Annotated in this window: 21 protein-coding genes; 8 read left to right on the forward strand and 13 right to left on the reverse strand. The window is 66.6% G+C overall.

Annotation, left to right across the window (positions count from 1 at the left end; translation table 11 throughout):
• Window positions 1–40: 40 nt before the first annotated feature.
• The 9 genes from TEP_RS11600 to sdhC all read right to left on the reverse strand — a co-directional run bounded on the left by TEP_RS11600 (window position 41) and on the right by sdhC (window position 6,829).
• Window positions 41–490, reverse strand: coding sequence for a DUF6491 family protein (locus tag TEP_RS11600; RefSeq protein ID WP_132825381.1), 450 nt, complete (start codon window positions 488–490; stop codon window positions 41–43).
• 196 nt (window positions 491–686) lie between these two features.
• Window positions 687–1,400, reverse strand: a complete 714-nt coding sequence (gene lolD / locus TEP_RS11605) for a lipoprotein-releasing ABC transporter ATP-binding protein LolD (RefSeq protein WP_132825382.1) — start codon at window positions 1,398–1,400, stop codon at window positions 687–689.
• Complete coding sequence (locus TEP_RS11610; RefSeq protein WP_093819978.1) at window positions 1,393–2,634, reverse strand: lipoprotein-releasing ABC transporter permease subunit; 1,242 nt, start codon at window positions 2,632–2,634, stop codon at window positions 1,393–1,395. The genes lolD and TEP_RS11610 overlap by 8 nt, the downstream gene beginning before the upstream one ends.
• 23 nt (window positions 2,635–2,657) lie before the next feature.
• Window positions 2,658–3,107, reverse strand: coding sequence for a hypothetical protein (locus TEP_RS11615; RefSeq protein ID WP_132825383.1), 450 nt, complete (start codon window positions 3,105–3,107; stop codon window positions 2,658–2,660).
• Complete coding sequence (locus TEP_RS11620; protein WP_025878816.1) at window positions 3,058–3,306, reverse strand: succinate dehydrogenase assembly factor 2; 249 nt, start codon at window positions 3,304–3,306, stop codon at window positions 3,058–3,060. Before TEP_RS11620 ends, TEP_RS11615 begins: the two co-directional genes overlap by 50 nt.
• A 73-nt stretch (window positions 3,307–3,379) precedes the next feature.
• Window positions 3,380–4,165 carry a succinate dehydrogenase iron-sulfur subunit gene (locus tag TEP_RS11625; protein WP_117310112.1) on the reverse strand — a complete coding sequence of 262 codons (786 nt, stop codon included), beginning with the start codon at window positions 4,163–4,165 and terminating at the stop codon, window positions 3,380–3,382.
• Between the two features lie 66 nt (window positions 4,166–4,231).
• Window positions 4,232–6,022: a succinate dehydrogenase flavoprotein subunit gene (gene sdhA, locus TEP_RS11630; RefSeq protein WP_080149147.1), complete on the reverse strand. Its 1,791-nt coding sequence runs from the start codon at window positions 6,020–6,022 to the stop codon at window positions 4,232–4,234.
• A gap of 31 nt (window positions 6,023–6,053) precedes the next feature.
• Entirely contained in the window at window positions 6,054–6,440 is a 387-nt protein-coding gene (gene sdhD / locus TEP_RS11635; RefSeq protein ID WP_025878813.1) for a succinate dehydrogenase, hydrophobic membrane anchor protein, read from the reverse strand.
• On the reverse strand, window positions 6,437–6,829 hold the full coding sequence (gene sdhC / locus TEP_RS11640) for a succinate dehydrogenase, cytochrome b556 subunit (RefSeq protein ID WP_025878812.1): 393 nt from the start codon (window positions 6,827–6,829) through the stop codon (window positions 6,437–6,439). Before sdhC ends, sdhD begins: the two co-directional genes overlap by 4 nt.
• A 269-nt stretch (window positions 6,830–7,098) precedes the next feature.
• Between sdhC and TEP_RS11650 the strand changes: the two genes are divergently transcribed.
• Window positions 7,099–7,974: a folate-binding protein YgfZ gene (locus TEP_RS11650; RefSeq protein WP_132825385.1), complete on the forward strand. Its 876-nt coding sequence runs from the start codon at window positions 7,099–7,101 to the stop codon at window positions 7,972–7,974.
• Window positions 7,975–8,077: 103 nt separating this feature from the next.
• Here the strand turns inward: TEP_RS11650 and ugpC are convergent, their stop codons facing one another.
• The gene (gene ugpC, locus TEP_RS11655; protein WP_132825386.1) at window positions 8,078–9,160 is read right to left on the reverse strand and encodes a sn-glycerol-3-phosphate ABC transporter ATP-binding protein UgpC; all 1,083 of its coding nucleotides are present in this window, start codon (window positions 9,158–9,160) and stop codon (window positions 8,078–8,080) included.
• A gap of 352 nt (window positions 9,161–9,512) precedes the next feature.
• Between ugpC and zwf the strand changes: the two genes are divergently transcribed.
• The 5 genes from zwf (at window position 9,513) to TEP_RS11680 (ending at window position 15,539) form a co-directional block, all read left to right on the forward strand.
• A complete protein-coding gene (gene zwf / locus TEP_RS11660) occupies window positions 9,513–10,949 on the forward strand; it encodes a glucose-6-phosphate dehydrogenase (protein WP_025878809.1) in 1,437 nt (478 codons plus the stop codon).
• Window positions 10,946–11,953 (forward strand): glucokinase, encoded by a 1,008-nt coding sequence (glk, locus tag TEP_RS11665; protein WP_132825387.1) that lies wholly within the window; start codon window positions 10,946–10,948, stop codon window positions 11,951–11,953. Before zwf ends, glk begins: the two co-directional genes overlap by 4 nt.
• Window positions 11,950–12,672 carry a 6-phosphogluconolactonase gene (gene pgl, locus TEP_RS11670; RefSeq protein ID WP_132825388.1) on the forward strand — a complete coding sequence of 241 codons (723 nt, stop codon included), beginning with the start codon at window positions 11,950–11,952 and terminating at the stop codon, window positions 12,670–12,672. Before glk ends, pgl begins: the two co-directional genes overlap by 4 nt.
• A 58-nt stretch (window positions 12,673–12,730) precedes the next feature.
• Window positions 12,731–14,647, forward strand: coding sequence for a phosphogluconate dehydratase (edd, locus tag TEP_RS11675; RefSeq protein WP_132825389.1), 1,917 nt, complete (start codon window positions 12,731–12,733; stop codon window positions 14,645–14,647).
• 232 nt (window positions 14,648–14,879) lie between these two features.
• Window positions 14,880–15,539, forward strand: coding sequence for a bifunctional 4-hydroxy-2-oxoglutarate aldolase/2-dehydro-3-deoxy-phosphogluconate aldolase (locus tag TEP_RS11680; RefSeq protein ID WP_032977879.1), 660 nt, complete (start codon window positions 14,880–14,882; stop codon window positions 15,537–15,539).
• A 287-nt stretch (window positions 15,540–15,826) separates the two neighbouring features.
• On the opposite strand, the gene TEP_RS11685 is transcribed toward TEP_RS11680, so the two are convergent.
• From TEP_RS11685 to ispG, 3 genes are all read right to left on the reverse strand, one after another.
• Window positions 15,827–16,474: a response regulator gene (locus TEP_RS11685; RefSeq protein ID WP_132825390.1), complete on the reverse strand. Its 648-nt coding sequence runs from the start codon at window positions 16,472–16,474 to the stop codon at window positions 15,827–15,829.
• Between the two features lie 202 nt (window positions 16,475–16,676).
• Complete coding sequence (locus tag TEP_RS11690) at window positions 16,677–17,426, reverse strand: phosphatase PAP2 family protein (RefSeq protein ID WP_132825391.1); 750 nt, start codon at window positions 17,424–17,426, stop codon at window positions 16,677–16,679.
• Window positions 17,407–18,672 (reverse strand): flavodoxin-dependent (E)-4-hydroxy-3-methylbut-2-enyl-diphosphate synthase, encoded by a 1,266-nt coding sequence (gene ispG / locus TEP_RS11695; protein ID WP_088101382.1) that lies wholly within the window; start codon window positions 18,670–18,672, stop codon window positions 17,407–17,409. Before ispG ends, TEP_RS11690 begins: the two co-directional genes overlap by 20 nt.
• Before the next feature lie 114 nt (window positions 18,673–18,786).
• Here ispG and TEP_RS11700 point away from each other — a divergent pair, with 114 nt between their 5' ends.
• A complete protein-coding gene (locus TEP_RS11700; RefSeq protein WP_132825392.1) occupies window positions 18,787–20,007 on the forward strand; it encodes an ATP-binding protein in 1,221 nt (406 codons plus the stop codon).
• Window positions 20,004–20,573: a response regulator transcription factor gene (locus TEP_RS11705; RefSeq protein ID WP_117310104.1), complete on the forward strand. Its 570-nt coding sequence runs from the start codon at window positions 20,004–20,006 to the stop codon at window positions 20,571–20,573. Before TEP_RS11700 ends, TEP_RS11705 begins: the two co-directional genes overlap by 4 nt.
• The last annotated feature ends 12 nt before the right edge of the window (window positions 20,574–20,585 follow it).

A 20,585-nucleotide genomic window follows, 5' to 3' on the forward strand; every position in this document is an offset into this window, starting at 1 on the left:
GCGTCCAGCCATCCGCCGGGCATGGCCCGGCGCCACCGCTCTATTTCGCGGATTCCTCGCGCTCCTGCACCTGCGCCTGGCGCATTTCCTTCTCCTCTGCCCGCAGCGACTTCACGTCCAGCTTGCGGATGGTCTTGATGAAGCATGGCATGCGCGGGCCACCGGTCGGGTCGCGTACCAGCACTTTGTCGAACGGCGCCGAGACGCGGCCCATGTGGCTGGTCAATCCGATCGCCGGTGCGTAGGACAGATCCGGGCACGGCCCACTCAGTTCCAGCAGGTAGGCTTCGCTGGGCTTGGTCCATACCGCCAGCGCGCTGTCGCCCAGCTCGGTCCAGCCATTGAGGCTGCCGAAAAACTGCATGTCCTTCTGCGGCGCGCCGGCGTGGGCACGATACAGCTCCAGCTTCTCGGCACTGCTGAGCCGACCGGTGGTCGCGCAGGCGGCCATGGCCAGGCAGAGGCTGGCCAACAGAATCGGGGTCTTCATGGCGATCTCCACAGGGGAACCACGCACATCATGCGCCCCGCCGGGTGGTGCCGGCGCAACCGCGGGCAGCCTGGTTCAGCCGTTGGTCGGCGGCCCCAGGTCGCTTGCAACCGCGGTAGCCGCCAACCTTGGTTGGCGCCTGCCCCGCAGGAGCAGCCGACCAAGGTCGGCATCTACCAACGCGGGCCCAGCCCGCTCAGACGTCGGCGTGGGCCAGCGCGTGCAGGCGCCCTTCGCGCAGCTCCAGCACCCGGTCCAGGCGTCGTGCTAGTGAGCGGTCATGGGTCACCAGCACCAGGCTGGTATGCCGCGCACGGTTGAGCTCCAGCATCAGCTCGAACACCGTCGCAGCGGTGCGGTCATCCAGGTTGCCGGTCGGCTCGTCGCCCAGCACGCAGGCGGGGTGATTGACCAATGCACGCGCCACCGCAGCACGCTGGCGTTCGCCACCGGACAGTTCGCCGGGCTTGTGGTCCAGGCGATGGCCGAGGCCGACCGATTCCAGCAGCGCAGTCGCACGCGTGCTGGCCTCGGCCACCGCGGTACCGGCCAGCATCACCGGCATCATCACGTTTTCCAGCGCGGTGAATTCCGGCAGCAGGTGGTGGAACTGATAGACGAAACCCAGCGCCTGGTTGCGCAGCAGGCCGCGCGAGGTGTCCGACAGCGCCGACATGCGCTGGCCGGTGACATACACCTCGCCCGCGGTGGGCGTATCCAGCCCGCCCAGCAGGTGCAGCAGCGTGCTCTTGCCGGCACCGGAGGCTCCGATGATCGCAACCGTCTCACCTGCCGTCACCGTCAGGTCCAGCCCGTCGAACACCGGTGTCTGCATGCGCCCTTCGGCGTAGGTCTTGCCCAGCCTTTCGGCACGGATCACTTCATCGCCGCGGTTGAAGACCTTATTCATAGCGCAGGGCCTCCGCCGGCTGGGTGCGTGCTGCCCGCCAAGCGGGATACAGAGTGGCCAGGAAGCTCATCAACAGCGCGACCAGGGTGATCACCACGATGTCGCTGGTCTGCATGTCGGTCGGCAGGCCGGTGATGTAGTACACGTCCTCCGGCAGCAGCTTGACGTTGAACACCGACTCGATGGCGCCGAGGATGCGTTCCAGGTTCAGGGTCAGGGTGATGCCGCCGATCAGGCCGGCAAGGGTGCCGAAGATGCCGATCAGCGAACCCTGCACCATGAACACCTGCATCACTCCGCCCGGGGTCAGGCCGAGGGTGCGCAGGATCGCGATGTCGGCCTGCTTGTCGGTCACCAGCATCACCTGCGAGGACACCAGGTTGAACGCGCCCATGGCGATGATCAGCGAGAGCAGGATGCCCATCACCACTTTTTCCATGCGCAGCGAGTGGTACAGGTTGGCGTTCTGCTGGGTCCAGTCGCTGACCCGATAGGCACCGCCGAGGTTCTGCGCCAGGTCCACGCCTACCTCCAGCGAGCGGTCCATGTCATGCAGTTTCAAGCGCACGCCGGTGGCGCCATCGGAACGCAGCACACGCTCCAGGTCTTTCATGTTGGCAAAACCTACACCGCGATCGACCTCGTTGTAACCGGCCTCGAAGATGCCGCTGACGGTGAAGCGCTTCATCCGCGGCACCGCGCCCGCTGGCGTGCCCTGCACTTCGGCGAAGGTCACCAGCACCTGGTCACCGACGTCCACGCCGAGCCAGACGGCCAGTTCCTTGCCCAGCAACAGGTTGAAGCTGCCCGGGGTCAGGCTGCCGTAGCTGCCCTTGGTGACCTTCTTGTCGATCACCGACACTTTCGGTTCCAGTGCCGGGTCGATGCCCTGGATGATCGCACCCTGCACGCGCGGGCCGCTGATCATCGACTGGATCTCGATATACGGCGCAGCGCCGGCCACGCGCGGATCCTTGCTGGCCACATCGACCACGCGCATCCAGTCCGGCATCGGCTCGCCGTCGCGGCTGATGGTGGTGTGCGCGGTCATCTGCAGCAGGCGGCTGCGGATTTCCTTCTGGAAACCGCTCATGACCGCCAATGTGGTGATCAGCACCGTCACCCCGAGCGCGATGCCCAGGATCGATGCCATCGAAATGAAGGAGATGAAGCCGTTGCGGCGCTTGGCGCGCAGGTAGCGCAGGCCAATGGCCACGGGAATGGGTTTGAACATGCAGGCACGCCGGTCGATTCAGCCTATGGTGCCACCGACCGGGGCCGACGGGAAACGCTTCGTGCGGCCACGGCCAGTCGCAGTTCACGTCGTTGTGCGCGATCAAGCACGTCCGGCCAGAACAACAGGCGCCTGCGACGCCAGCCCTCGCGCCAGTACAGCAGCAGCCATGGCCCGCGCACCACCAGCCGCGGCTCGGCAATATCGCCGCCGTCCAACCGCAGCAGCGCTGGCAGGGGCGGCAGCTGCAGCACGACAGGGCGCCGCCGCAGGCGCCAGGCCAGTTCAGCCAGGCCAAACGCCCAGACCCCGATCAACGCCGGAAGCAGATGCGCCGACGGCAGGTCCGAAGCATGCAGCAGCCACGGTGCCGCCAGCAGTACCGCCAGCTGGGCGCCGGCCTGCAGCCGCGACGGGCGCCATTCAAGGCTTGAGGGCGAGGATCCTGTGCATGAGGGGGACGGCGTGTGCATGCGGGCAGGCCTCGTAGCCCATGAACCAGCGCCACAACTTATCGTCCTCGCAATCGAGCAGGAACAGGAAAACCTCGCGATCTTCGGTCGGTGCACTGCTCCATTCGCGATCCAGGTAGCGACCGAACAACTGGTCCAGTTCGCGCATGCCGCGACGGCAGCGCCAGCGCAGCTTCTTCAGCAGGATTTCTTCATCCATTGTGTTTCTCCAGATACAGCAAAGCCACGCATGGCGTGGCTCTGCTGGGGTCATGCAACTACCCGGCACCGTATCAGGCGCGGCGTTCCATCATCAGCTTCTTGATTTCGGCAATCGCCAGCGCCGGGTTCAGGCCCTTCGGGCAGGTCCGGGCGCAGTTCATGATGGTATGGCAGCGGTACAGCTTGAACGGATCTTCCAGATCGTCCAGGCGCGCACCGGTGTCCTCGTCGCGCGAATCGATGATCCAGCGGTAGGCCTGCAGCAGGATCGCCGGGCCCAGGTAACGCTCGCCGTTCCACCAGTAGCTCGGGCAGCTGGTCGAGCAGCACGCGCACAGGATGCACTCGTACAGGCCGTCCAGCTTCCTGCGGTCTTCCGGCGACTGCAGGCGCTCACGGTCCGGCGGTGCCGGGGTCTGGGTGCGGATCCACGGCTTGATCGAGGCGTACTGTGCGTAGAAGTGGGTCAGGTCCGGAACCAGATCCTTGACCACGTTCATGTGCGGCAGCGGGTAGATCGGCACTTCCTTCTTGCCGCAGTCCGAGATGGCTCGGGTGCAGGCCAGGGTGTTGGTGCCGTCGATGTTCATCGCGCACGAACCGCAGATGCCTTCGCGGCACGAGCGGCGGAAGGTCAGGGTCGGGTCGATCTCGTTCTTGATCTTGATCAGCGCGTCCAGCACCATCGGGCCGCAGGCGTCCAGATCGACGTCATAGGTGTCGGTGCGCGGATTGCTGTCGTCGTCCGGACTCCAGCGATAGATCTTGAAGGTGCGCACGTTCTTGCCGCCGGTCTTGGCGGGGAAGTGCTTGCCCTTCGTGATCTTGGAATTCTTGGGGAGTGAAAACTCGGCCATGGCTGCTCTCGTTGGCTCAGGCGGCCCGCGCCCGAGGGCGCGGATTGCATGTTAGGCGGGGTCGGATCAGTACACGCGCGGCTTCGGCGGCACCACGGACACGTCATCAGTCAACGTGTACATGTGCACCGGACGGTAGTCGAAGCTGCACTTGCCCTTCTCGTCCACGCTGACCAGGGTGTGCTTCTGCCAATTGACGTCGTCGCGGTCCGGGAAGTCCTCGTGCGCGTGTGCGCCACGGCTTTCCTTGCGCTGCTCGGCCGAGTTGATCGTCGCCACTGCATTCAGCAGCAGGTTGTTCAGCTCGTAGGTCTCGATCAGGTCCGAGTTCCAGACCAGCGAACGGTCGGAGACCTTCACGTCCTGGAACGAATCGAAGATCTTGTCCATCTTCTCGCAGCCTTCCTTCAGCGTCTGGCTGGTACGGAAGACCGCCGCGTCGGCCTGCATGGTGCGCTGCATGCGATCGCGGATGACCGAAGTCGGGGTATCGCCGTTGGCGTGACGCAGCTTGTCCAGCAGGCCCAGCGCCTTGTCGCAGGCGTCGGCCGGCAGGGTCTTGTGCGCCGCGCCCGGGGTGATCGTCGCCGCGCAACGGTTGGCCACCGCACGCCCGAACACCACCAGGTCCAGCAGCGAGTTCGAACCCAGGCGGTTGGCACCGTGCACCGAAACGCAGGCCGCTTCGCCGATGGCGTACAGGCCCGGCACGACCGCATCGGGGTTCTCGCCGTCCTTGCGCACCACTTCACCGTGGTAGTTGGTCGGGATGCCGCCCATGTTGTAGTGCACGGTCGGAATCACCGGGATCGGCTGCTTGTGCACGTCGACGCCGGCGAAGATGCGCGCGCTCTCGGCGATGCCCGGCAGCTTGTCGTCGATCACGCCCGGGCCCAGGTGGGTCAGGTCGAGCAGGATGTGGTCCTTGTGCTCGCCCACGCCACGGCCTTCGCGGATCTCGATGGTCATCGAACGGCTGACCACGTCGCGCGAAGCCAGGTCCTTGTAGTGCGGTGCGTAACGCTCCATGAAGCGCTCGCCGCTGCTGTTGCGCAGGATGCCGCCTTCACCGCGGACACCCTCGGTGATCAGGCAGCCGGCGCCGTAGATGCCGGTCGGATGGAACTGCACGAACTCCATGTCCTGCATGGCGATGCCGGCGCGCATGGCCAGGCCGCCACCGTCGCCGGTGCAGGTATGCGCCGAGGTGGCGCTGAAGTAGGCACGGCCGTAGCCGCCGGTGGCCAGCACCACGCCCTGGGCACGGAACAGGTGCAGCGTGCCGTCGGACATGTCCAGCGCGAGCACGCCGCGGCAGGCACCTTCGTCGTCGAAGATCAGGTCGAGTGCGAAGTACTCGATCATGAAGCGTGCGTCGTGCTTCAGCGACTGCTGGTACAGCGTGTGCAGCATCGCGTGGCCGGTACGGTCGGCCGCCGCGCAGGTACGCTGCGCCGCCGGGCCTTCGCCGTACTTGGTGGTCATGCCACCGAACGGACGCTGGTAGATCTTGCCTTCGGCGGTGCGGCTGAACGGCACGCCGTAGTGCTCGAGCTCGATGATCGCCGGAATCGCTTCACGGCACATGTACTCGATGGCGTCCTGGTCACCCAGCCAGTCCGAACCCTTGATGGTGTCGAAGAAGTGGTAGCGCCAGTCGTCCTCGCCCATGTTGCCGAGCGCAGCGGAGATACCACCCTGGGCGGCAACGGTGTGCGAACGGGTCGGGAAGACCTTGGTCAGGCACACGGTCTGCAGGCCCTTGGCGGCCAGGCCGAACGTGGCACGCAGGCCGGCGCCGCCGGCGCCCACCACGACCATGTCGTACTTGTGTTCGGTAATCTTGTAAGCGGACATCTAGTCTGGATTCCTGTCTTGGCGCCTGGGCTCAGGCAACGCCGAGGGCGATGCGGCCCACCGCAAACACACTGACGATCATGCCGAGCACGGCAACGAACTTCACCGCGGTCTGCAGCACCAGGGCCAGCAGCGATTCGTGGATGTAGTCCTCCAGCACGACCTGCAGGCCGAGCTGGGCATGCCAGAACATGGCGATCAGCAGGCCGATCAGCGGAACGGCGTTCCACGGCTTGGCGATCGCGGCGGTGGCGGTCACGTAATCCGAGCCCAGCAGGCCCAGCACGAACACCAGGAACCAGATGCCCAGCACCACCAGCGCGGCGGCGGTCAGGCGCTGATGCACGAAGTGCTCGGTGCCGGTCTTGGCCGAACCGAGACCGCGCACGCCCTTCAACGGGGTACGGAACTTGCTCATGCGGCACCTCCGAACAGCACATAGGCCCACACGGCCAGGGTGATCAGCAGGCTGCCGATCACCGACATCCAGCTGCTGCGGATGAAGGTGGCAATGCGGAATCCGATCGCGAAGTCCTGCACGATATGGCGGATGCCATTGCACAGGTGATAGGCGAACGACCATGTCCACGCGAACAGGAACACGCGGCCATACCAGGCCCCGGCATGGCCGGTGAAGCAGTTCCAGGATTCGGGCCCCATCATCAGAGCCAACAGGCCTCCGGCGATGATGAGGGCACCAACAGACAGAAAGACGCCAGTGGCTCGATGCAGGATCGAGGTGGCCATCTGAATCTGCCAGCGATACACCTGAAGGTGCGGAGAAAGGGGACGTTGTCTGGTCGCCATTCGCTGGGCTCGTTGTCTCGGCTGGGCGGCATAAGGCCGCGTTGGCTCAATGCTGATCAAAAATCGATGCAGCGTCCGTTTTTTTCCCAATCGCCATACCGCACCGGATCAAGTCCGCCGCGGCCACCGAATTCTTCTTCCACCTCTGGTTGTTCCACGGGCACAGGGACCGGGGGAACCAGCGCGGCTTCAGCTTCGGCGTCGGGAGTGGGGGTTGTTTGGCCTATCATGATGGGTCTCGCAACGCACAAATTTTAGACCTCGTTCACGTGCCTGACAACCTTCCCCCTGCTTTCGTCGCATATCCGCGCCTGCCCGGCCATCAATTGCTGAGCCTGCAGGGCGTGGATGCAGTGGCTTTTGCCCATGCCCAGTTCAGCAGCGACGTGACCGCCTTGCCCCTGCTGCACTGGCAGTGGAGCGCGTGGCTGAGCGCCAAGGGCCGCACCCTGGCGGTGTTCCAGCTGCTGCGGCTGGCCGATGACCATGTGCTGCTGGTGCTCGCCGACGGCGATGCCGATGCGATTGCGTCGCAACTGCAGCGCTTCGTGTTCCGCCGCAAAGTGAAACTGCAGGTGCATGCAGACCTGGCAGTGGCCGGTGCCTTTACTGCGCCGGAAGCCGCTGCTGGCGCCGCCATCGCGCTGGCCGGCAGCCAGGGCTGGGAGCTCGATCTGGGCAGCGACGCACTTCCCCGTACGCTGCGCATCGGCCCGGTCGAGGCCTTCCCGGCCAGCGACGAAGCCGAAGATGCCGCCTTCGCCCTGGCCTGGCGCCAGGCCGATCTGCGCTTTGGCCTGCCACGATTGGTAGAGAGCCAGCGCGAGGTGTGGACCCCGCAGCAGCTGGGTCTGGACCGCCTCAATGGCTACAGCGTGAAGAAGGGCTGCTACCCCGGCCAGGAAATCGTCGCGCGCACCCATTTCCTCGGCAAGGCCAAGCGCGCGGTGCAGCTGCTGCATACCGCTGCACCTGCGCAGGCAGGCGATGGCGTGCAGCAGGACGGCGTCGCGCTCGGCACCTTGGCCAGCGTGGCCGGCGATCTGGCACTGGCTGTGCTGCCGCTGGAGACCGGCGACAGCGAACTGCAGGTGGGCAACGCGGTCGCGCAGCGGATGCCGCTGCTGGACGGCCTGGCGCGCTGAGGCGCCCCCGCCGGGCGTGGCCCGGCGCTACCACTGGCTTGGCGGGTGCGGAACGTTGGTCCGCACTGGATGGGCAGTGCCGGCCAGCGGCCGGCCCTACCCGTTACAGGCGTTCGCCGGTTTCCGGGTTGAAGAAGTGCAGGCCCTGCGGGTGGATCGCTACCCGGATGTCCTCGCCCACGCCCGGCAGCGACTGCGGCGCCACGCGCATGGTCAGTGCGTGCTGGCCGCTGCTCATGTTGACGAAGATCTCGTTGCCGACCGGCTCGATGCCTTCGATGCGCGCGGTGAACGCATGCGTGTCTTCGCTGCCTGCCGGCTGCAGGTGCTCGGGACGCACGCCCACGGCGATCGGCTTCTGCAGCCACGCCGGATCGATCGTCGCCTGCCCCAGCGGAGCACGCCACTGGCCATCGACCACGGTCACGCCACCGGCGTCGCCCTGCAGCGTGCCGCGCAGCACGTTCATCGCCGGGCTGCCGAGGAAGCCGGCCACGAACAGGTTGGCCGGGCGGTCGTACAGCGCCATCGGCGTATCGATCTGCTGGATGATGCCGTCCTTCAACACCACGATGCGCTGGCCAAGGGTCATCGCCTCGACCTGATCGTGGGTCACGTAGATCATGGTGGTGCCCAGCTTGCGGTGCAGCTGCGCGATCTCGGTGCGCACGCTGTGGCGCAGCTTGGCATCCAGGTTGGACAGCGGCTCGTCCAGCAGGAACACCGCCGGCTCACGCACCAGCGCACGGCCCAATGCAACGCGCTGGCGCTGGCCACCGGACATCGCCTTGGGCAGCTTGTCCATCATCTCGGTCAGGCCCAGCGTCTGCGCCGCCTCGGCGATGCGCTTGTCGATGGTCGCCTTGTCGTGACCGCGCAGCTTCAGGCCAAAGGCCAGGTTTTCGGCCACGGTCATGTGCGGGTACAGCGCATAACTCTGGAACACCATCGCGATGTCGCGATCCTTCGGCGCCACGTCGTTGACCACGCGATCACCGATGGTCAACGTGCCGCCGCTGATCTCTTCCAGCCCGGCCACCATCCGCAACAGGGTCGACTTGCCACACCCCGACGGACCGACCAGCACCATCAGTTCGCCGTCGGCGACCTCGAAGGTGGCGTCCTTCACTGCAACCTGGCCGTTGTCGTAGACCTTGCGCACACCCTGCAACTGCACTTTTGCCATTTCACTCATCCAGTGCGCCCGACGCCGGGCTGTCTTTTGGGACTGCCTCGGCCCTCCCGATGGCAGTGATGATTGCGCGGTTGCCGCATGACGGCGACCACTGCAATCGAATACAGTTGCCCATTCTGCCATGTAAACGTTTTCACGTGGCACTATCCGACAGTCGGTGCGCGCCGACCTGCATCGTCGACCGAACGAAGGGTTGCCGCTGTAGTGGTTTCGATTGGAACGGTGCTCCGCCAACCCGGAAAACCGATCCAGATGAGCCTCGGACAGGCAGTTGCGCGGATGTCCCCCGAACCCAGCCATGAAGCGATTGACAACGATGTCACCCGGATCTGAAACTCGAGCGATGCACGACACACTCTTCCTGTTTGGTGCCACAGGTGATCTGGCCCAGCGCTACCTGTTCCCTTCGCTGCTGCGCCTGCTCGGCGACGGCCTGCTGCCGGAGGATTTCCGCATCCGTGCGCTGGCCCTGTCGGGCCACGACACCGAAGCCTTCCATGACATCCTGCGCCCGCGCCTGCAGCAGGCGATGCCGATGGCCAGCCAGGAGGACATCGCCTCCCTGCTGCGCCGCATCGACTACCGCTCGGTGGACCTGCGCGACGTCGACTCGGTCGCCGCTGCCGTGTCCGACCTGGTCGACCGCCGCTGCGTGAGCTACCTGGCGATCCCGCCGGGCCTGTACATCTCCACCTGCGAGGGCCTGGCCAAGGGCGGCGCGCTGGCCGCACCCGCGCGCCTGATGCTGGAGAAGCCGATCGGCAGCGACAGCGAAAGCGCCGAGGAGATCATCACCACCATCGGCCAGTGGATCGACGAAGACCGCGTGTTCCGCCTCGATCACTACCTGGGCAAGGCAGCGGTACAGAACCTGATCGCACTGCGCTTCGGCAACACGCTGCTGGAAGCGGTGTGGAACCGCAATTACATCGAATCGGTGCACATCCTGGTCGCCGAAAGCGAAGGCGTGGATGGCCGCGATGCCTACTACGCGCGCTCCGGCGCCCTGCGCGACATGGTGCAGAGCCACATCCTGCAGCTGCTGTGCATGGTGGCGATGGAGCCGCCGGCGTCGCTGGAAGCCGACCGCATCCGCGATGAGAAGGTCAAGGTGCTGCGCGCACTGCGCCCCCTGGATGCCAAGCACGCCGCGCGTGACAGCGTGCGCGGCCGCTATACCGCCGGCAGCATCAACGGCCAGCCCGCACAGGCCTACCAGCCGCCGGAAGGCAGCGACGTGGAGACCTTCGCCGGTGTCACCGCGCACATCGACAACTGGCGCTGGAGCGGCGTGCCGTTCCACCTGGTCACCGGCAAGCGCCTGCCCGAGCGCACCACCCGCGTGGTGGTGACCCTCAAGCCGGTCACGCATTGGTTGTTCGAGCGTCCGCAGCGTGCGCAGGCCGCACCGAACCGCCTGGTGTTCCAGCTGCAGCCGCAGGAGAACATCGAACTGGGCCTGATGAGCAGCCTGGCCGGGCCGGAATGGGGTGCGCTGGAACTGCAGCCGCTGGAACTGGAGCTGTCGGTGCCGACCGGTCTGCATCGCCGTATCGCCTACGAGCGCCTGTTCCTGGACGCCTTCAACGGCAACCACACCCTGTTCGTGCGCGATGACGAAGTGCGTGCCGCCTGGGCCTGGATCGACAGCGTTGCCGATGCCTGGAAGGCGGCCAACCTGCCGCTGGAACCCTACCCTGCCGGCCAGTGGGGCCCGGCCAACGCGGTCGACTTCCTGCCGCAGGGCGTGGATGCGCCGGATAGCGGAGCGTCGGAATGAGTACCAGCCCGCAGCCCGTGCTGGTCGCCGACATCGGTGGTACCAATGCCCGCTTCGCCCTTGCCGACACCTCGCAGGACGCCCCGCTGCTGAAAGAGAGCATCCGCGAGTACGCCGTGGCGGAGTTCCCGTCGCTGGGTGATGCCGCGCGCCACCATCTGGAGCAGATCGGCGCCACCGCAAGCCGTGGCGTGTTCGCAGTCGCCGGTCGTGTCGATGGTGACGAAGCCCGCATCACCAACCATCCGTGGGTGATCTCGCGCAGCCGCACGGCCGCGATGCTTGGTTTCAACGAGCTGCACCTGATCAACGACTTCGCCGCGCAGGCGATGGCGATTTCGCTGCTGCAGCCCGATGACGTGGTCCAGGTCGGCGGTGCCGCCTGGGTTCCGGGCAAGCCGGGTCAGCCGCGCAACTACGCAGTGATCGGCCCAGGTACCGGCCTCGGCGTCGGCGGCCTGATCCTTCGCCACGGCCGCTGTTACCCGCTGGAAACCGAGGGCGGCCATGTCAGCTTCCCGCCGGGAACGCCGGAAGAGATCCGCATCCTGGAGATCCTGTCCGAGCAGTTCGGGCGCGTCTCCAACGAGCGGCTGATCTGCGGCCCCGGCCTGGTCAACATCCATCGCGCGATCTGCGAGATGGCGGGTATCGACCCGGGCCAACTGCAACCGGTGGACGTGACCGCCCGCGCCCTGCACGGCGATCCCCAGGCGATGCGTACCGTGGATGTGTTCTGCGCGGTGTTCGGCGCCATTGCCGGTGATCTGGTGCTGACCCAGGGCGCCTGGGATGGTGTGTTCCTGACCGGTGGGCTGACTGCGAAGATGCTCGATTCATTGCAGCACTCCGGTTTCCGCCAGCGCTTCGAACACAAGGGCCGGTTCTCTTCGATCATGGCGCGGGTGCCGTCGCTGGCCGTGATGCATCCCCACGCCGGACTGCTGGGCGCCGCTGCCTATGCTGCCGACGCCGAACGTGACGCACCAGGAGTTGCCGCATGACCCCCATCTTCCAGGACGACCGTATCGACTTCATCAACCACGGCGATGCCGATGGCTGGATCGAAGCGGTTGCAGCCGAAATGGCGCAGGCGATCAACCACGACATCACCGAACTGGGTCGCGCACGCATCCTGCTGTCCGGCGGTACTACGCCGGCCCCGGTGTACCAGGCACTGGCCGAGCTGGACGTGCATTGGGACCGCGTTGAAGTGAGCCTGGCCGACGAGCGCTGGTTGTCGCCGCAGGATCGCGACAGCAATGCGTGGCTGGTGCGCGAGAACCTGCTCACCCGTGCCGAAGGTGCGCACTTCGATCCGCTGGTGCGGGTCGGCAAGCCGCTGCCCGAATGCGTGTATACCGCCAACCTGCAGGCCCAGCACAGCCAGGCACCCAGCCTGGTCGCACTGGGCATGGGCAACGACGGCCATACCGCCTCGCTGTTCCCGGGCTCGAAGGACCTGACCCGCGCGCTGGAAAGCACCCTGCCGTACGCCGCGCTGGATGCTACCGGCTGTCCCGGTGCCAACCAGTGGCCGCTGCGCATCACCCTGACCCCGCGCGGCCTGGCCCAGTGCCGCCAGCGTCTGCTGCTGCTGCGCGGCAAGCAGAAGCTGCAGGTGCTGCGCCAGGCATTGGACAGCAACGATCCGCAGCAGTATCCGATCCTCAACGCGATCAACCTGGAAGGCGCGCGCCTGCGCGTCCACTGGGCTGATTGATGTCGGCGGCGGTGTCCTGCCGCCGCTTGCCTCTCGCCACCACGAACGCCGGTAGCCCATGAGCCTCCATCCGCAACTGCAAGCCATCACTGAGCGCGTCATCCGCCGCAGCGCCGCCTCGCGCGCCGCCTATCTGGCAGCGATCGACGCCTCCCTGCGCGATGGCCCGTTCCGCAGCCGCCTCAGCTGCGGCAACCTCGCCCACGGGTTCGCCGCCTGCGGCGGTACCGACAAGAGCCGCCTGCGCGGCGGCGTGACGGCCAACCTGGGCATCATCACCGCCTACAACGACATGCTGTCGGCGCACCAGCCGTTCGAGACCTATCCCGAACAGATCCGTGCGGTGGCCCGCGAACTGGGCGCGACGGCACAGGTTGCCGGCGCTGTGCCGGCGATGTGCGACGGCGTCACCCAGGGCCGTGGCGGCATGGAGCTGTCGCTGTTCTCGCGCGATGTCATTGCCCAGGCCACCGCGATCGGGCTCAGCCACGACATGTTCGATACCACCGTGTACCTCGGTGTGTGCGACAAGATCGTGCCGGGCCTGCTGATCGGCGCCCTCGCCTTCGGCCATCTTCCGGCAGTGTTCGTGCCGGCCGGCCCGATGACGCCGGGCATTCCCAACAAGCAGAAGGCCGAAGTGCGCGAGCGCTACGCCGCCGGCGAAGCCACCCGCGAAGAACTGCTGGAAGCCGAATCGGCGTCCTACCATGGCGCCGGCACCTGCACCTTCTACGGCACCGCCAATTCCAACCAGGTGCTGCTGGAAGCGATGGGCGTGCAGCTGCCGGGCGCATCGTTCGTCAATCCGGGCACGCCGCTGCGCGATGCACTGACCCGCGAAGCGACCGAACGCGCACTGGACATCACCGCGCTGGGCGACGATTTCCGTCCGCTGGGCCGGATCATCGACGAGCGCGCGATCATCAATGCGGTCATCGCGCTGATGGCCACCGGTGGGTCGACCAACCACACCATCCACTGGATCGCGGTGGCACGTGCGGCCGGCATCGTACTGACCTGGGACGACTTCGACGAGCTGTCGCAGCTGATCCCGCTGCTGGCACGTGTCTATCCGAATGGCGAGGCCGACGTGAACCGCTTTGCTGCAGCGGGTGGTCCAGCGTTCGTGTTCGGCGAACTGATCAAGGCCGGCCTGATGCATGGTGACCTGGTCAGCGTCGCCCGTGGCGGCATGGCCGACTACGCCCGCGAGCCGCAGCTGCGCGACGGCAAGCTGGTGTACCTGCCGGGCCTGGAACGCAGCGCCGATGAAGAAGTAGTGCGCGGTGTCGACAACCCGTTCGAGAGCCAGGGCGGCCTGCGCCTGCTTCGCGGCAACCTCGGCAAGTCGCTGATCAAGCTGTCGGCGGTGAAGCCGCAGTACCGCACCATCGAAGCGCCGGCCGTGGTGGTTGATGCGCCGCAGGTGCTGAACAAGCTGCACGCCGGCGGCCTGCTGCCCGAGCATTTCGTGGCGGTAGTGCGTTACCAGGGGCCGCGTGCGAACGGCATGCCGGAACTGCATTCGCTGGCGCCACTGCTGGGCCTGCTGCAGAACCAGGGCCGGCGCGTGGCGCTGGTCACCGATGGTCGCCTGTCCGGCGCCTCAGGCAAGATTCCCGCCGCCATCCACGTGACGCCGGAAGCTGCGCGCGGCGGTCCGCTGGGCAAGGTGCGCGAGGGCGACATCATCCGCCTGGATGGTGAGGCCGGCACGCTTGAAGTGCTGGTGGACGCAGCCGAATGGGCCGCGCGTACGCATGCGCCGAATACGGCGCCGGCCGCCAATGACCTGGGCCGCAACCTGTTCGCGATCAACCGGCGTGTGGTGGGTCCGGCCGATCAGGGCGCGATATCGATTTCGTGTGGTCCGGCGGCGGCTGACGGTGGGCCGTGGGACTACGACGCGGAGTATGAGCTGGGGCACGATGCTGCTGCGGCGGCGGCGCCGCATGAGGCGAAGGACGCCTGAGGGATTGAAAAGCGTTGCGGGTATGCGTGGGCGGTAAGTGTCCTGGTTGAGGCGGCGGGTAGCCCCCACCAGGACACGCCGTAAACCCATCCATGGGGGCTCGGTCGCGGCATCCATGCCGCTCACGGTCCTGGTGGGGGCTACCCGCCGCCTCCGGACAGTTTCCCGGCGCCTTCGCGCCGCGAAGTGATCACTGAAAATCAAATTCGAAAGCAAAGGCAGAAGCAGAGCTATGGGTATCGAACAACATCAGGTGCGGGCGGCGGAGTTGTTGCATGCGGCGGGCATCCTGCCGGTGGTGACGATTCATACGCTGGACCAGGCACGTGCGGTCAGCGCGGCGCTGCTGGAAGGTGGATTGCCGGCGATCGAGCTGACGCTGCGTACGCCGGTGGCGATGGAAGCGCTGGCGATGCTCAAGCGTGAGCTGCCGGATGTGGTGGTCGGCGCCGGTACGGTGCTGACGGTGGAGCAGATGCAGCAGTCCATCGATGCGGGCGCCGATTTCCTGGTGACCCCGGGCACGCCGCCGGTGCTGGCCGATGCGCTGGCTGCCGCACCGCTGCCGGTGGTACCGGGTGCGGCGACGCCGACCGAACTGCTGGCGCTCTACGCGCGCGGTTTCCGCGTGTGCAAGCTTTTCCCGGCCACGGCCGTGGGCGGCCTGGCGATGATCAAGGGCGTAGCCGGCCCGATCGCCGACCTCAAGCTGTGCCCGACCGGTGGCATCACCGAGAACACCGCCGCCGAGTACCTGGAGCAGAAAAACGTGGTCTGCATCGGTGGCTCGTGGATGGTGCCGGGCAACTGGATCGACGCCGGCCAGTGGGACAAGGTGCGCGAAAGCGCCGCGCAGGCCGCGAAGATCGTCAAGCGCGTACGCGGCCACTGACGCAATATGGAGTCAGAGCCCTTTCCCGCCGGGAAAGGGATCCGACCCGAAGTGCGCAAAGCGCGCGACCCGCTCCCGCCCTTCCTTCTTCATTCCGCGGTGGCAGCGCACGGAACCTGTCCGTGGCCGGGCGGATGGGNTGCGCAGGGGCGTGAGTCGCATGGATGCAGCGACCGAGCTTACAAGGACGTACTTGCAGCGCCCCCTGCGCANCCCATCCGCCCGGCCAACCCCATGAATTCCGTCGCACCACCCACCGCGAGGGGCTGCGCCGTTGGCCGAAACCCTTACAGCGGCCGCGCCGGATCCACCAGCCCGTACTGGCTGGCCATCCGCGCCAACGCGATGTTGTCGTGGATTCCCATCTTCTCGAACAACCGCGCCTTGTGCGTGTTGACCGTCTTCGCGCTCAGGCTCAGACGACGGGCGATGTCTTCCTGGCGCAGGCCCTGGGTCAGCAGCAATGCCACTTCCAGCTCACGCGGCGACAGGTTGTCGAACGGCGAGCCGTTGCCTTCCACGGTGGACAACGCCAGGTTCTGCGCGATGCTCGTGCCCAGGTAGCGCCGTCCGGCGGCTACGTCGCGCACCGCGCGCAGCAGTTCCTGCGCATCACAGCCCTTGCCGATGTAACCGGCGGCCCCGGCTTCGAGCAGGCGCTTGGGCAGCGGACCGTCTTCCAGCACCGACACGATCACCACCCGCGTGCTGCGGTGGCCACGGACGATGCGCTCGGTCACTTCCATCCCGCTCACGCCGGGCAGGTGCAGATCACACAGCACCACGTCCGGTTGCAGCTGGCGGATCGCGGGCAGCGCGTCTTCGCCCGTATCGGCCTCGCCCACCACTTCAATGTCGGTTTCACTCGACAGTATCATTTTCATCCCGGTGCGGACCAACGCATGGTCATCCACCAGGTAGACTCGAATCGTCATTCACGTACCTCTTCGAATGCGGCCAATACGGGTCAACCTAGGCAGGAGCACCTGACCACTGCAAGCGCGGAAGTTGCGCAAATCCGGCGTTCTGCCTTGCGCATCACATTCTTCACGCACTGATCGTGCCCCTTGCCCTGCAGAACCCGTTACAACGAAACAACCCATCCCTCAGGCAGACGCCCTTGGGAGGGCATCCACGTCACTCCCCTTGCGTGATCGCTTCGCTGGCCGTCGCTGGCGGCGAACCGTGCCGTCGCCATGGATGGCGGCGGCTGAACATGACCAGATAGCACCCTACCACCCAAACCAGCGCGGCACACCACCCGGCCAGGATGTCGGAAGGGTAATGCACCCCCAGATAGACCCGGGAAACGCTTACCAGCAGGCTGAACGACGGCGCCAGCAGCAGCACCGGCCAGCGCCAGCGGGTATTCCAGGCCAGCAGTACCAGGGTGACCGCCAGGGTCATCGAACCCATCGCGTGGCCGCTGGGAAAACTGAACGTGGATTCCGGCGCGATCGATTCCCACAGGCTGGGCCGGTCGCGCTGGAAGAAGTGCTTGCTGCCCATGTTGAGCAGCGCCGACCCTACGAAGCTCACGGCCACGAAGGTCGCTTCACGCCAACGCCGGTGCCAGGCCAGTGCACCGATAATCAACACATCGGCCGGGATCAGGAACCACTCATAGCCCAGTTTCGACAGCAGCACGAACACATGGTCCAGCCACGGCGAATGCAGGCCGTGCATCTGCCACAGCAGCGGCGCATCGAAATGGAAGGATTCGAACTCGTGCACCTCGTCGGCCAGGGCGACGAATCCGGCCAGCGGCAGCAGCACGCCGGCAAACAGCAGCACCAGCCGCCAGGCATTGCGCGCCATCCAGTGGCGGAAGCCGGAGGCGGGCTCCGGTGCAGCGAGGATCGTCGGCTTACCCGGCGCTTCGGACATAGGTGCGTTCAACGTAATCATCGATCAGGGCGACGAATTCCTGGGCGATGTTCTCGCCACGCAGGGTCACCTTCTTCTCGCCATCGACGAACACCGGTGCCGATGGTGCTTCGCCGGTGCCCGGCAGCGAGATGCCGATGTTGGCATGCCGCGACTCACCCGGCCCGTTGACCACGCAGCCCATCACCGCCAGGGTCATGTTCTCCGCACCCGGGTGCTGGATCTTCCACAGCGGCATCTTTTCGCGCACGTGGTTCTGCACCACCTTGGCCAACTCCTGGAAGAATTCCGAAGTGGTACGGCCGCAGCCCGGGCACGCCGTGACCAGCGGCGTGAAGGCGCGCTGGCCGGTGGTCTGCAGCAGTTCCTGGGCGACGATCACTTCCTGCGTGCGCGACTGGCCCGGTTCGGGCGTCAGCGAAATGCGGATGGTGTCGCCGATGCCTTCCTGCAGCAGCACGCTGAGCGCCGCCGCCGAGGCGACGATGCCCTTGCTGCCGATACCGGCTTCGGTCAGGCCCAGATGCAGGGCGAAATCCGAACGCTGGGCCAGGTCGCGGTAGACCGCGATCAGCTCCTGCACGCCGCTGACCTTGGCCGACAGGATGATGCGATCGCGCGGCAGGCCGATGTCCACGGCCTGCTCGGCCGAATCCAGCGCCGAACGGATCAGCGCCTCGCGCAGCACGCGGCCGGCGTCCCAGGGCTGTTCGCGGTGGTTGTTCTCGTCCATCAGCTTGGCCGCCAGGGCCTGGTCCAGCGAGCCCCAGTTGGCGCCGATGCGCACCGGCTTGTTGTAGCGGATGGCGAACTCGATCAGCTGCGCGAACTGCAGGTCCTTCTTCTTGCCGAAGCCCACGTTGCCCGGGTTGATGCGGTACTTGGCCAGTGCTTCGGCGCAGGCCGGCTCGGCCGTCAGCAGCTGGTGGCCGTTGTAGTGGAAGTCGCCGATCAGCGGAACGTCGATGCCCATCATCGCCAGCTTGTCGACGATGCGCGGGATCGCCGCGGCCGCTTCGACCGTGTTGACGGTCAGGCGCACCATTTCCGAGCCGGCACGCCAGAGCTCAGCGACCTGCTTGACGCTGGACGCCACATCGGAGGTGTCGGTATTGGTCATCGACTGCACCACGACCGGCTTGCCACCGCCCACGGTGACTCCACCGATCTGGACCGCTTGGGTCAGGCGACGGGGCCAGGAAGTGGCATCGGAGGGGGCTGTAGGGCGTGTGACGGCGTCATGCATGCGGGCATTCTAACGCCCGCCCCGACCTTCCGGGCGTGTCGCATTCAGGCGACAGTCCGGCTGCGGCCGATTGTCGCAGGCAGCCATCCCCGCGAACGCATACGATGGGCGCGAATGACCGGTCCCGACGCCCCGTTTCTCCGAACCCTGTGCAGCCTGCGCTGGTTGGCCGTAGCTGGCCAGGCGGCCACCATCCTGGTTGCGACCTGGGTGCTGGGACTGCCCTTGCCGCAACTGCCGCTGTGGTCGGGCGTGGCCGTGCTCGCCGTATTCAACCTGTATACGCAGCTGCGCCCGGAGCCGGCCGATACCGCGCCGCTGACCGCCTTCGGCCACATCCTGGTGGACGTGATCATCCTCACCTGGATGGTCAGCTGGAGCGGCGGCATCGCCAATCCGTTCGGCTCGCTGTTCCTGATCCTGATCGCCCTGGCGGCCTTCGCCCTGCCCCTGCGCTGGGCCCTGGCGGTGGCCAGCGCCTGCCTGCTGGGCTACGCCGCCAGCGGACTGTTCGGGCAACCGCTGCCGGCGGGCTATTTCAACGCACTGGACCTCAATCGCTGGGGCGTGATCGCTACCTTCCTGCTGTCCGCTGCGGTCGTGCTGACCTTCTCTACCCGGCTGGCGATCGCGCTGCGCGAGCGCGAGCTGGAACTGTCGGCACTGCGCGAACGCTTCGCGCGCAACGAGGGCATCGTCGCCCTGGCCACGCATGCAGCCTCGGTGGCGCACGAACTGAACACGCCGCTGGCGACGATGACCCTGCTCGCCGACGACGTGGCTGAACGCAGCGAAGAACCGGAAGTGCGCGAGGACATGGAAACCCTGCGCGAACTGCTGGTGCAGTGCCGGGAGCGCGTGCTGGCCCTGGCCGCGCCGGCCTCCAATGACGGCCCCGGGCGCGCCCACTCCACGGCCCAGCAGGTGCTGGAGCAATGGCGGCTGGTGCGCCCGACCATCAACCTGCATCGCAACGACGACGCACCGCTGCGCCTGCCGCTGGACCCGGGCGTCGGCCACCTGCTGATGGTGCTGCTGAACAACGCGGCCGATGCCGGCGAGCAGGCCGGCCGACCGCGCGTCGATCTCAGCCTGCGCATCGAAGGCGACGACCTGATCGGCGAAGTACGCGACTACGGCCATGGCTTCAATGCCCGCGCCGCCGTGCTGCCGGGCAAGCTGTTCGGCAGCAGCAAGAGTGAAGGCATGGGCGTCGGTCTTGCCCTGTCCCATGCCACCATCGAACGCCTGGACGGCGAGATGTGGATGCGCCCGGCCCAAGGGGCCGGTAGCCGCGTCGGCTTCCGCCTGCCGTTGGCCCCCCGCGAGGAATGACCATGACTGCTTCCACCCTTGGCCTGCTGGTCGACGACGACGAACTCTACCTGCGCACCCTGCAGCGCAGCCTGGCCCGCAAAGGGCTGGAGACGCAGACCGCACAGGATGCGGCCAGTGCGCTGGCACTGGCCCGCCAGCAACCGCCGGCGTTCGCATTGATCGACCTGAAGCTGGGCAGCGATTCCGGGCTGGCCCTGATACAGCCGTTGCGCGCCCTGCGCGCGGATATGCGGATCCTGCTGGTGACCGGCTATGCCAGCATCGCCACCGCGGTGGAGGCGATCAAGCTGGGCGCCGACGACTACCTGCCGAAGCCGTCGACGGTGCCGATGATCCTGCGTGCGCTGGGCGAGGAAGACGATGGCCCCGCCGATGACGGCGAGATGGAAGTGCCCGATGCGATGACCCCGATCAGCCGCCTGCAGTGGGAACACATCCAGCAGGCGATGCATGAAACCGGCGGCAATGTGTCGGCGGCCGCGCGCCTGCTCGGCATGCACCGGCGTTCGCTGCAGCGCAAGCTGGCCAAGCGGCCGAGCCCGGAACGCGATCCGAGCCGGTGATGCGTCGTCGTA

This window comes from Stenotrophomonas sp. TEPEL, assembly GCF_004348785.1.
Lineage (GTDB): Bacteria > Pseudomonadota > Gammaproteobacteria > Xanthomonadales > Xanthomonadaceae > Stenotrophomonas > Stenotrophomonas indicatrix.

What these genes read in the sequence shown, in the direction of transcription:
- TEP_RS11600 (WP_132825381.1), bottom strand. Translation starts at nt 490, where the DNA reads ATGAAGACCCCGATTCTGTTGGCCAGCCTCTGCCTGGCCATGGCCGCC.
- lolD (WP_132825382.1), bottom strand. Translation starts at nt 1,400, where the DNA reads ATGAATAAGGTCTTCAACCGCGGCGATGAAGTGATCCGTGCCGAAAGG.
- TEP_RS11610 (WP_093819978.1), bottom strand. Translation starts at nt 2,634, where the DNA reads ATGTTCAAACCCATTCCCGTGGCCATTGGCCTGCGCTACCTGCGCGCC.
- TEP_RS11615 (WP_132825383.1), bottom strand. Translation starts at nt 3,107, where the DNA reads ATGCACACGCCGTCCCCCTCATGCACAGGATCCTCGCCCTCAAGCCTT.
- TEP_RS11620 (WP_025878816.1), bottom strand. Translation starts at nt 3,306, where the DNA reads ATGGATGAAGAAATCCTGCTGAAGAAGCTGCGCTGGCGCTGCCGTCGC.
- TEP_RS11625 (WP_117310112.1), bottom strand. Translation starts at nt 4,165, where the DNA reads ATGGCCGAGTTTTCACTCCCCAAGAATTCCAAGATCACGAAGGGCAAG.
- sdhA (WP_080149147.1), bottom strand. Translation starts at nt 6,022, where the DNA reads ATGTCCGCTTACAAGATTACCGAACACAAGTACGACATGGTCGTGGTG.
- sdhD (WP_025878813.1), bottom strand. Translation starts at nt 6,440, where the DNA reads ATGAGCAAGTTCCGTACCCCGTTGAAGGGCGTGCGCGGTCTCGGTTCG.
- sdhC (WP_025878812.1), bottom strand. Translation starts at nt 6,829, where the DNA reads ATGGCGACCAGACAACGTCCCCTTTCTCCGCACCTTCAGGTGTATCGC.
- ugpC (WP_132825386.1), bottom strand. Translation starts at nt 9,160, where the DNA reads ATGGCAAAAGTGCAGTTGCAGGGTGTGCGCAAGGTCTACGACAACGGC.
- zwf (WP_025878809.1), top strand. Translation starts at nt 9,513, where the DNA reads ATGCACGACACACTCTTCCTGTTTGGTGCCACAGGTGATCTGGCCCAG.
- glk (WP_132825387.1), top strand. Translation starts at nt 10,946, where the DNA reads ATGAGTACCAGCCCGCAGCCCGTGCTGGTCGCCGACATCGGTGGTACC.
- pgl (WP_132825388.1), top strand. Translation starts at nt 11,950, where the DNA reads ATGACCCCCATCTTCCAGGACGACCGTATCGACTTCATCAACCACGGC.
- edd (WP_132825389.1), top strand. Translation starts at nt 12,731, where the DNA reads ATGAGCCTCCATCCGCAACTGCAAGCCATCACTGAGCGCGTCATCCGC.
- TEP_RS11680 (WP_032977879.1), top strand. Translation starts at nt 14,880, where the DNA reads ATGGGTATCGAACAACATCAGGTGCGGGCGGCGGAGTTGTTGCATGCG.
- TEP_RS11685 (WP_132825390.1), bottom strand. Translation starts at nt 16,474, where the DNA reads ATGACGATTCGAGTCTACCTGGTGGATGACCATGCGTTGGTCCGCACC.
- TEP_RS11690 (WP_132825391.1), bottom strand. Translation starts at nt 17,426, where the DNA reads ATGTCCGAAGCGCCGGGTAAGCCGACGATCCTCGCTGCACCGGAGCCC.
- ispG (WP_088101382.1), bottom strand. Translation starts at nt 18,672, where the DNA reads ATGCATGACGCCGTCACACGCCCTACAGCCCCCTCCGATGCCACTTCC.
- TEP_RS11700 (WP_132825392.1), top strand. Translation starts at nt 18,787, where the DNA reads ATGACCGGTCCCGACGCCCCGTTTCTCCGAACCCTGTGCAGCCTGCGC.
- TEP_RS11705 (WP_117310104.1), top strand. Translation starts at nt 20,004, where the DNA reads ATGACCATGACTGCTTCCACCCTTGGCCTGCTGGTCGACGACGACGAA.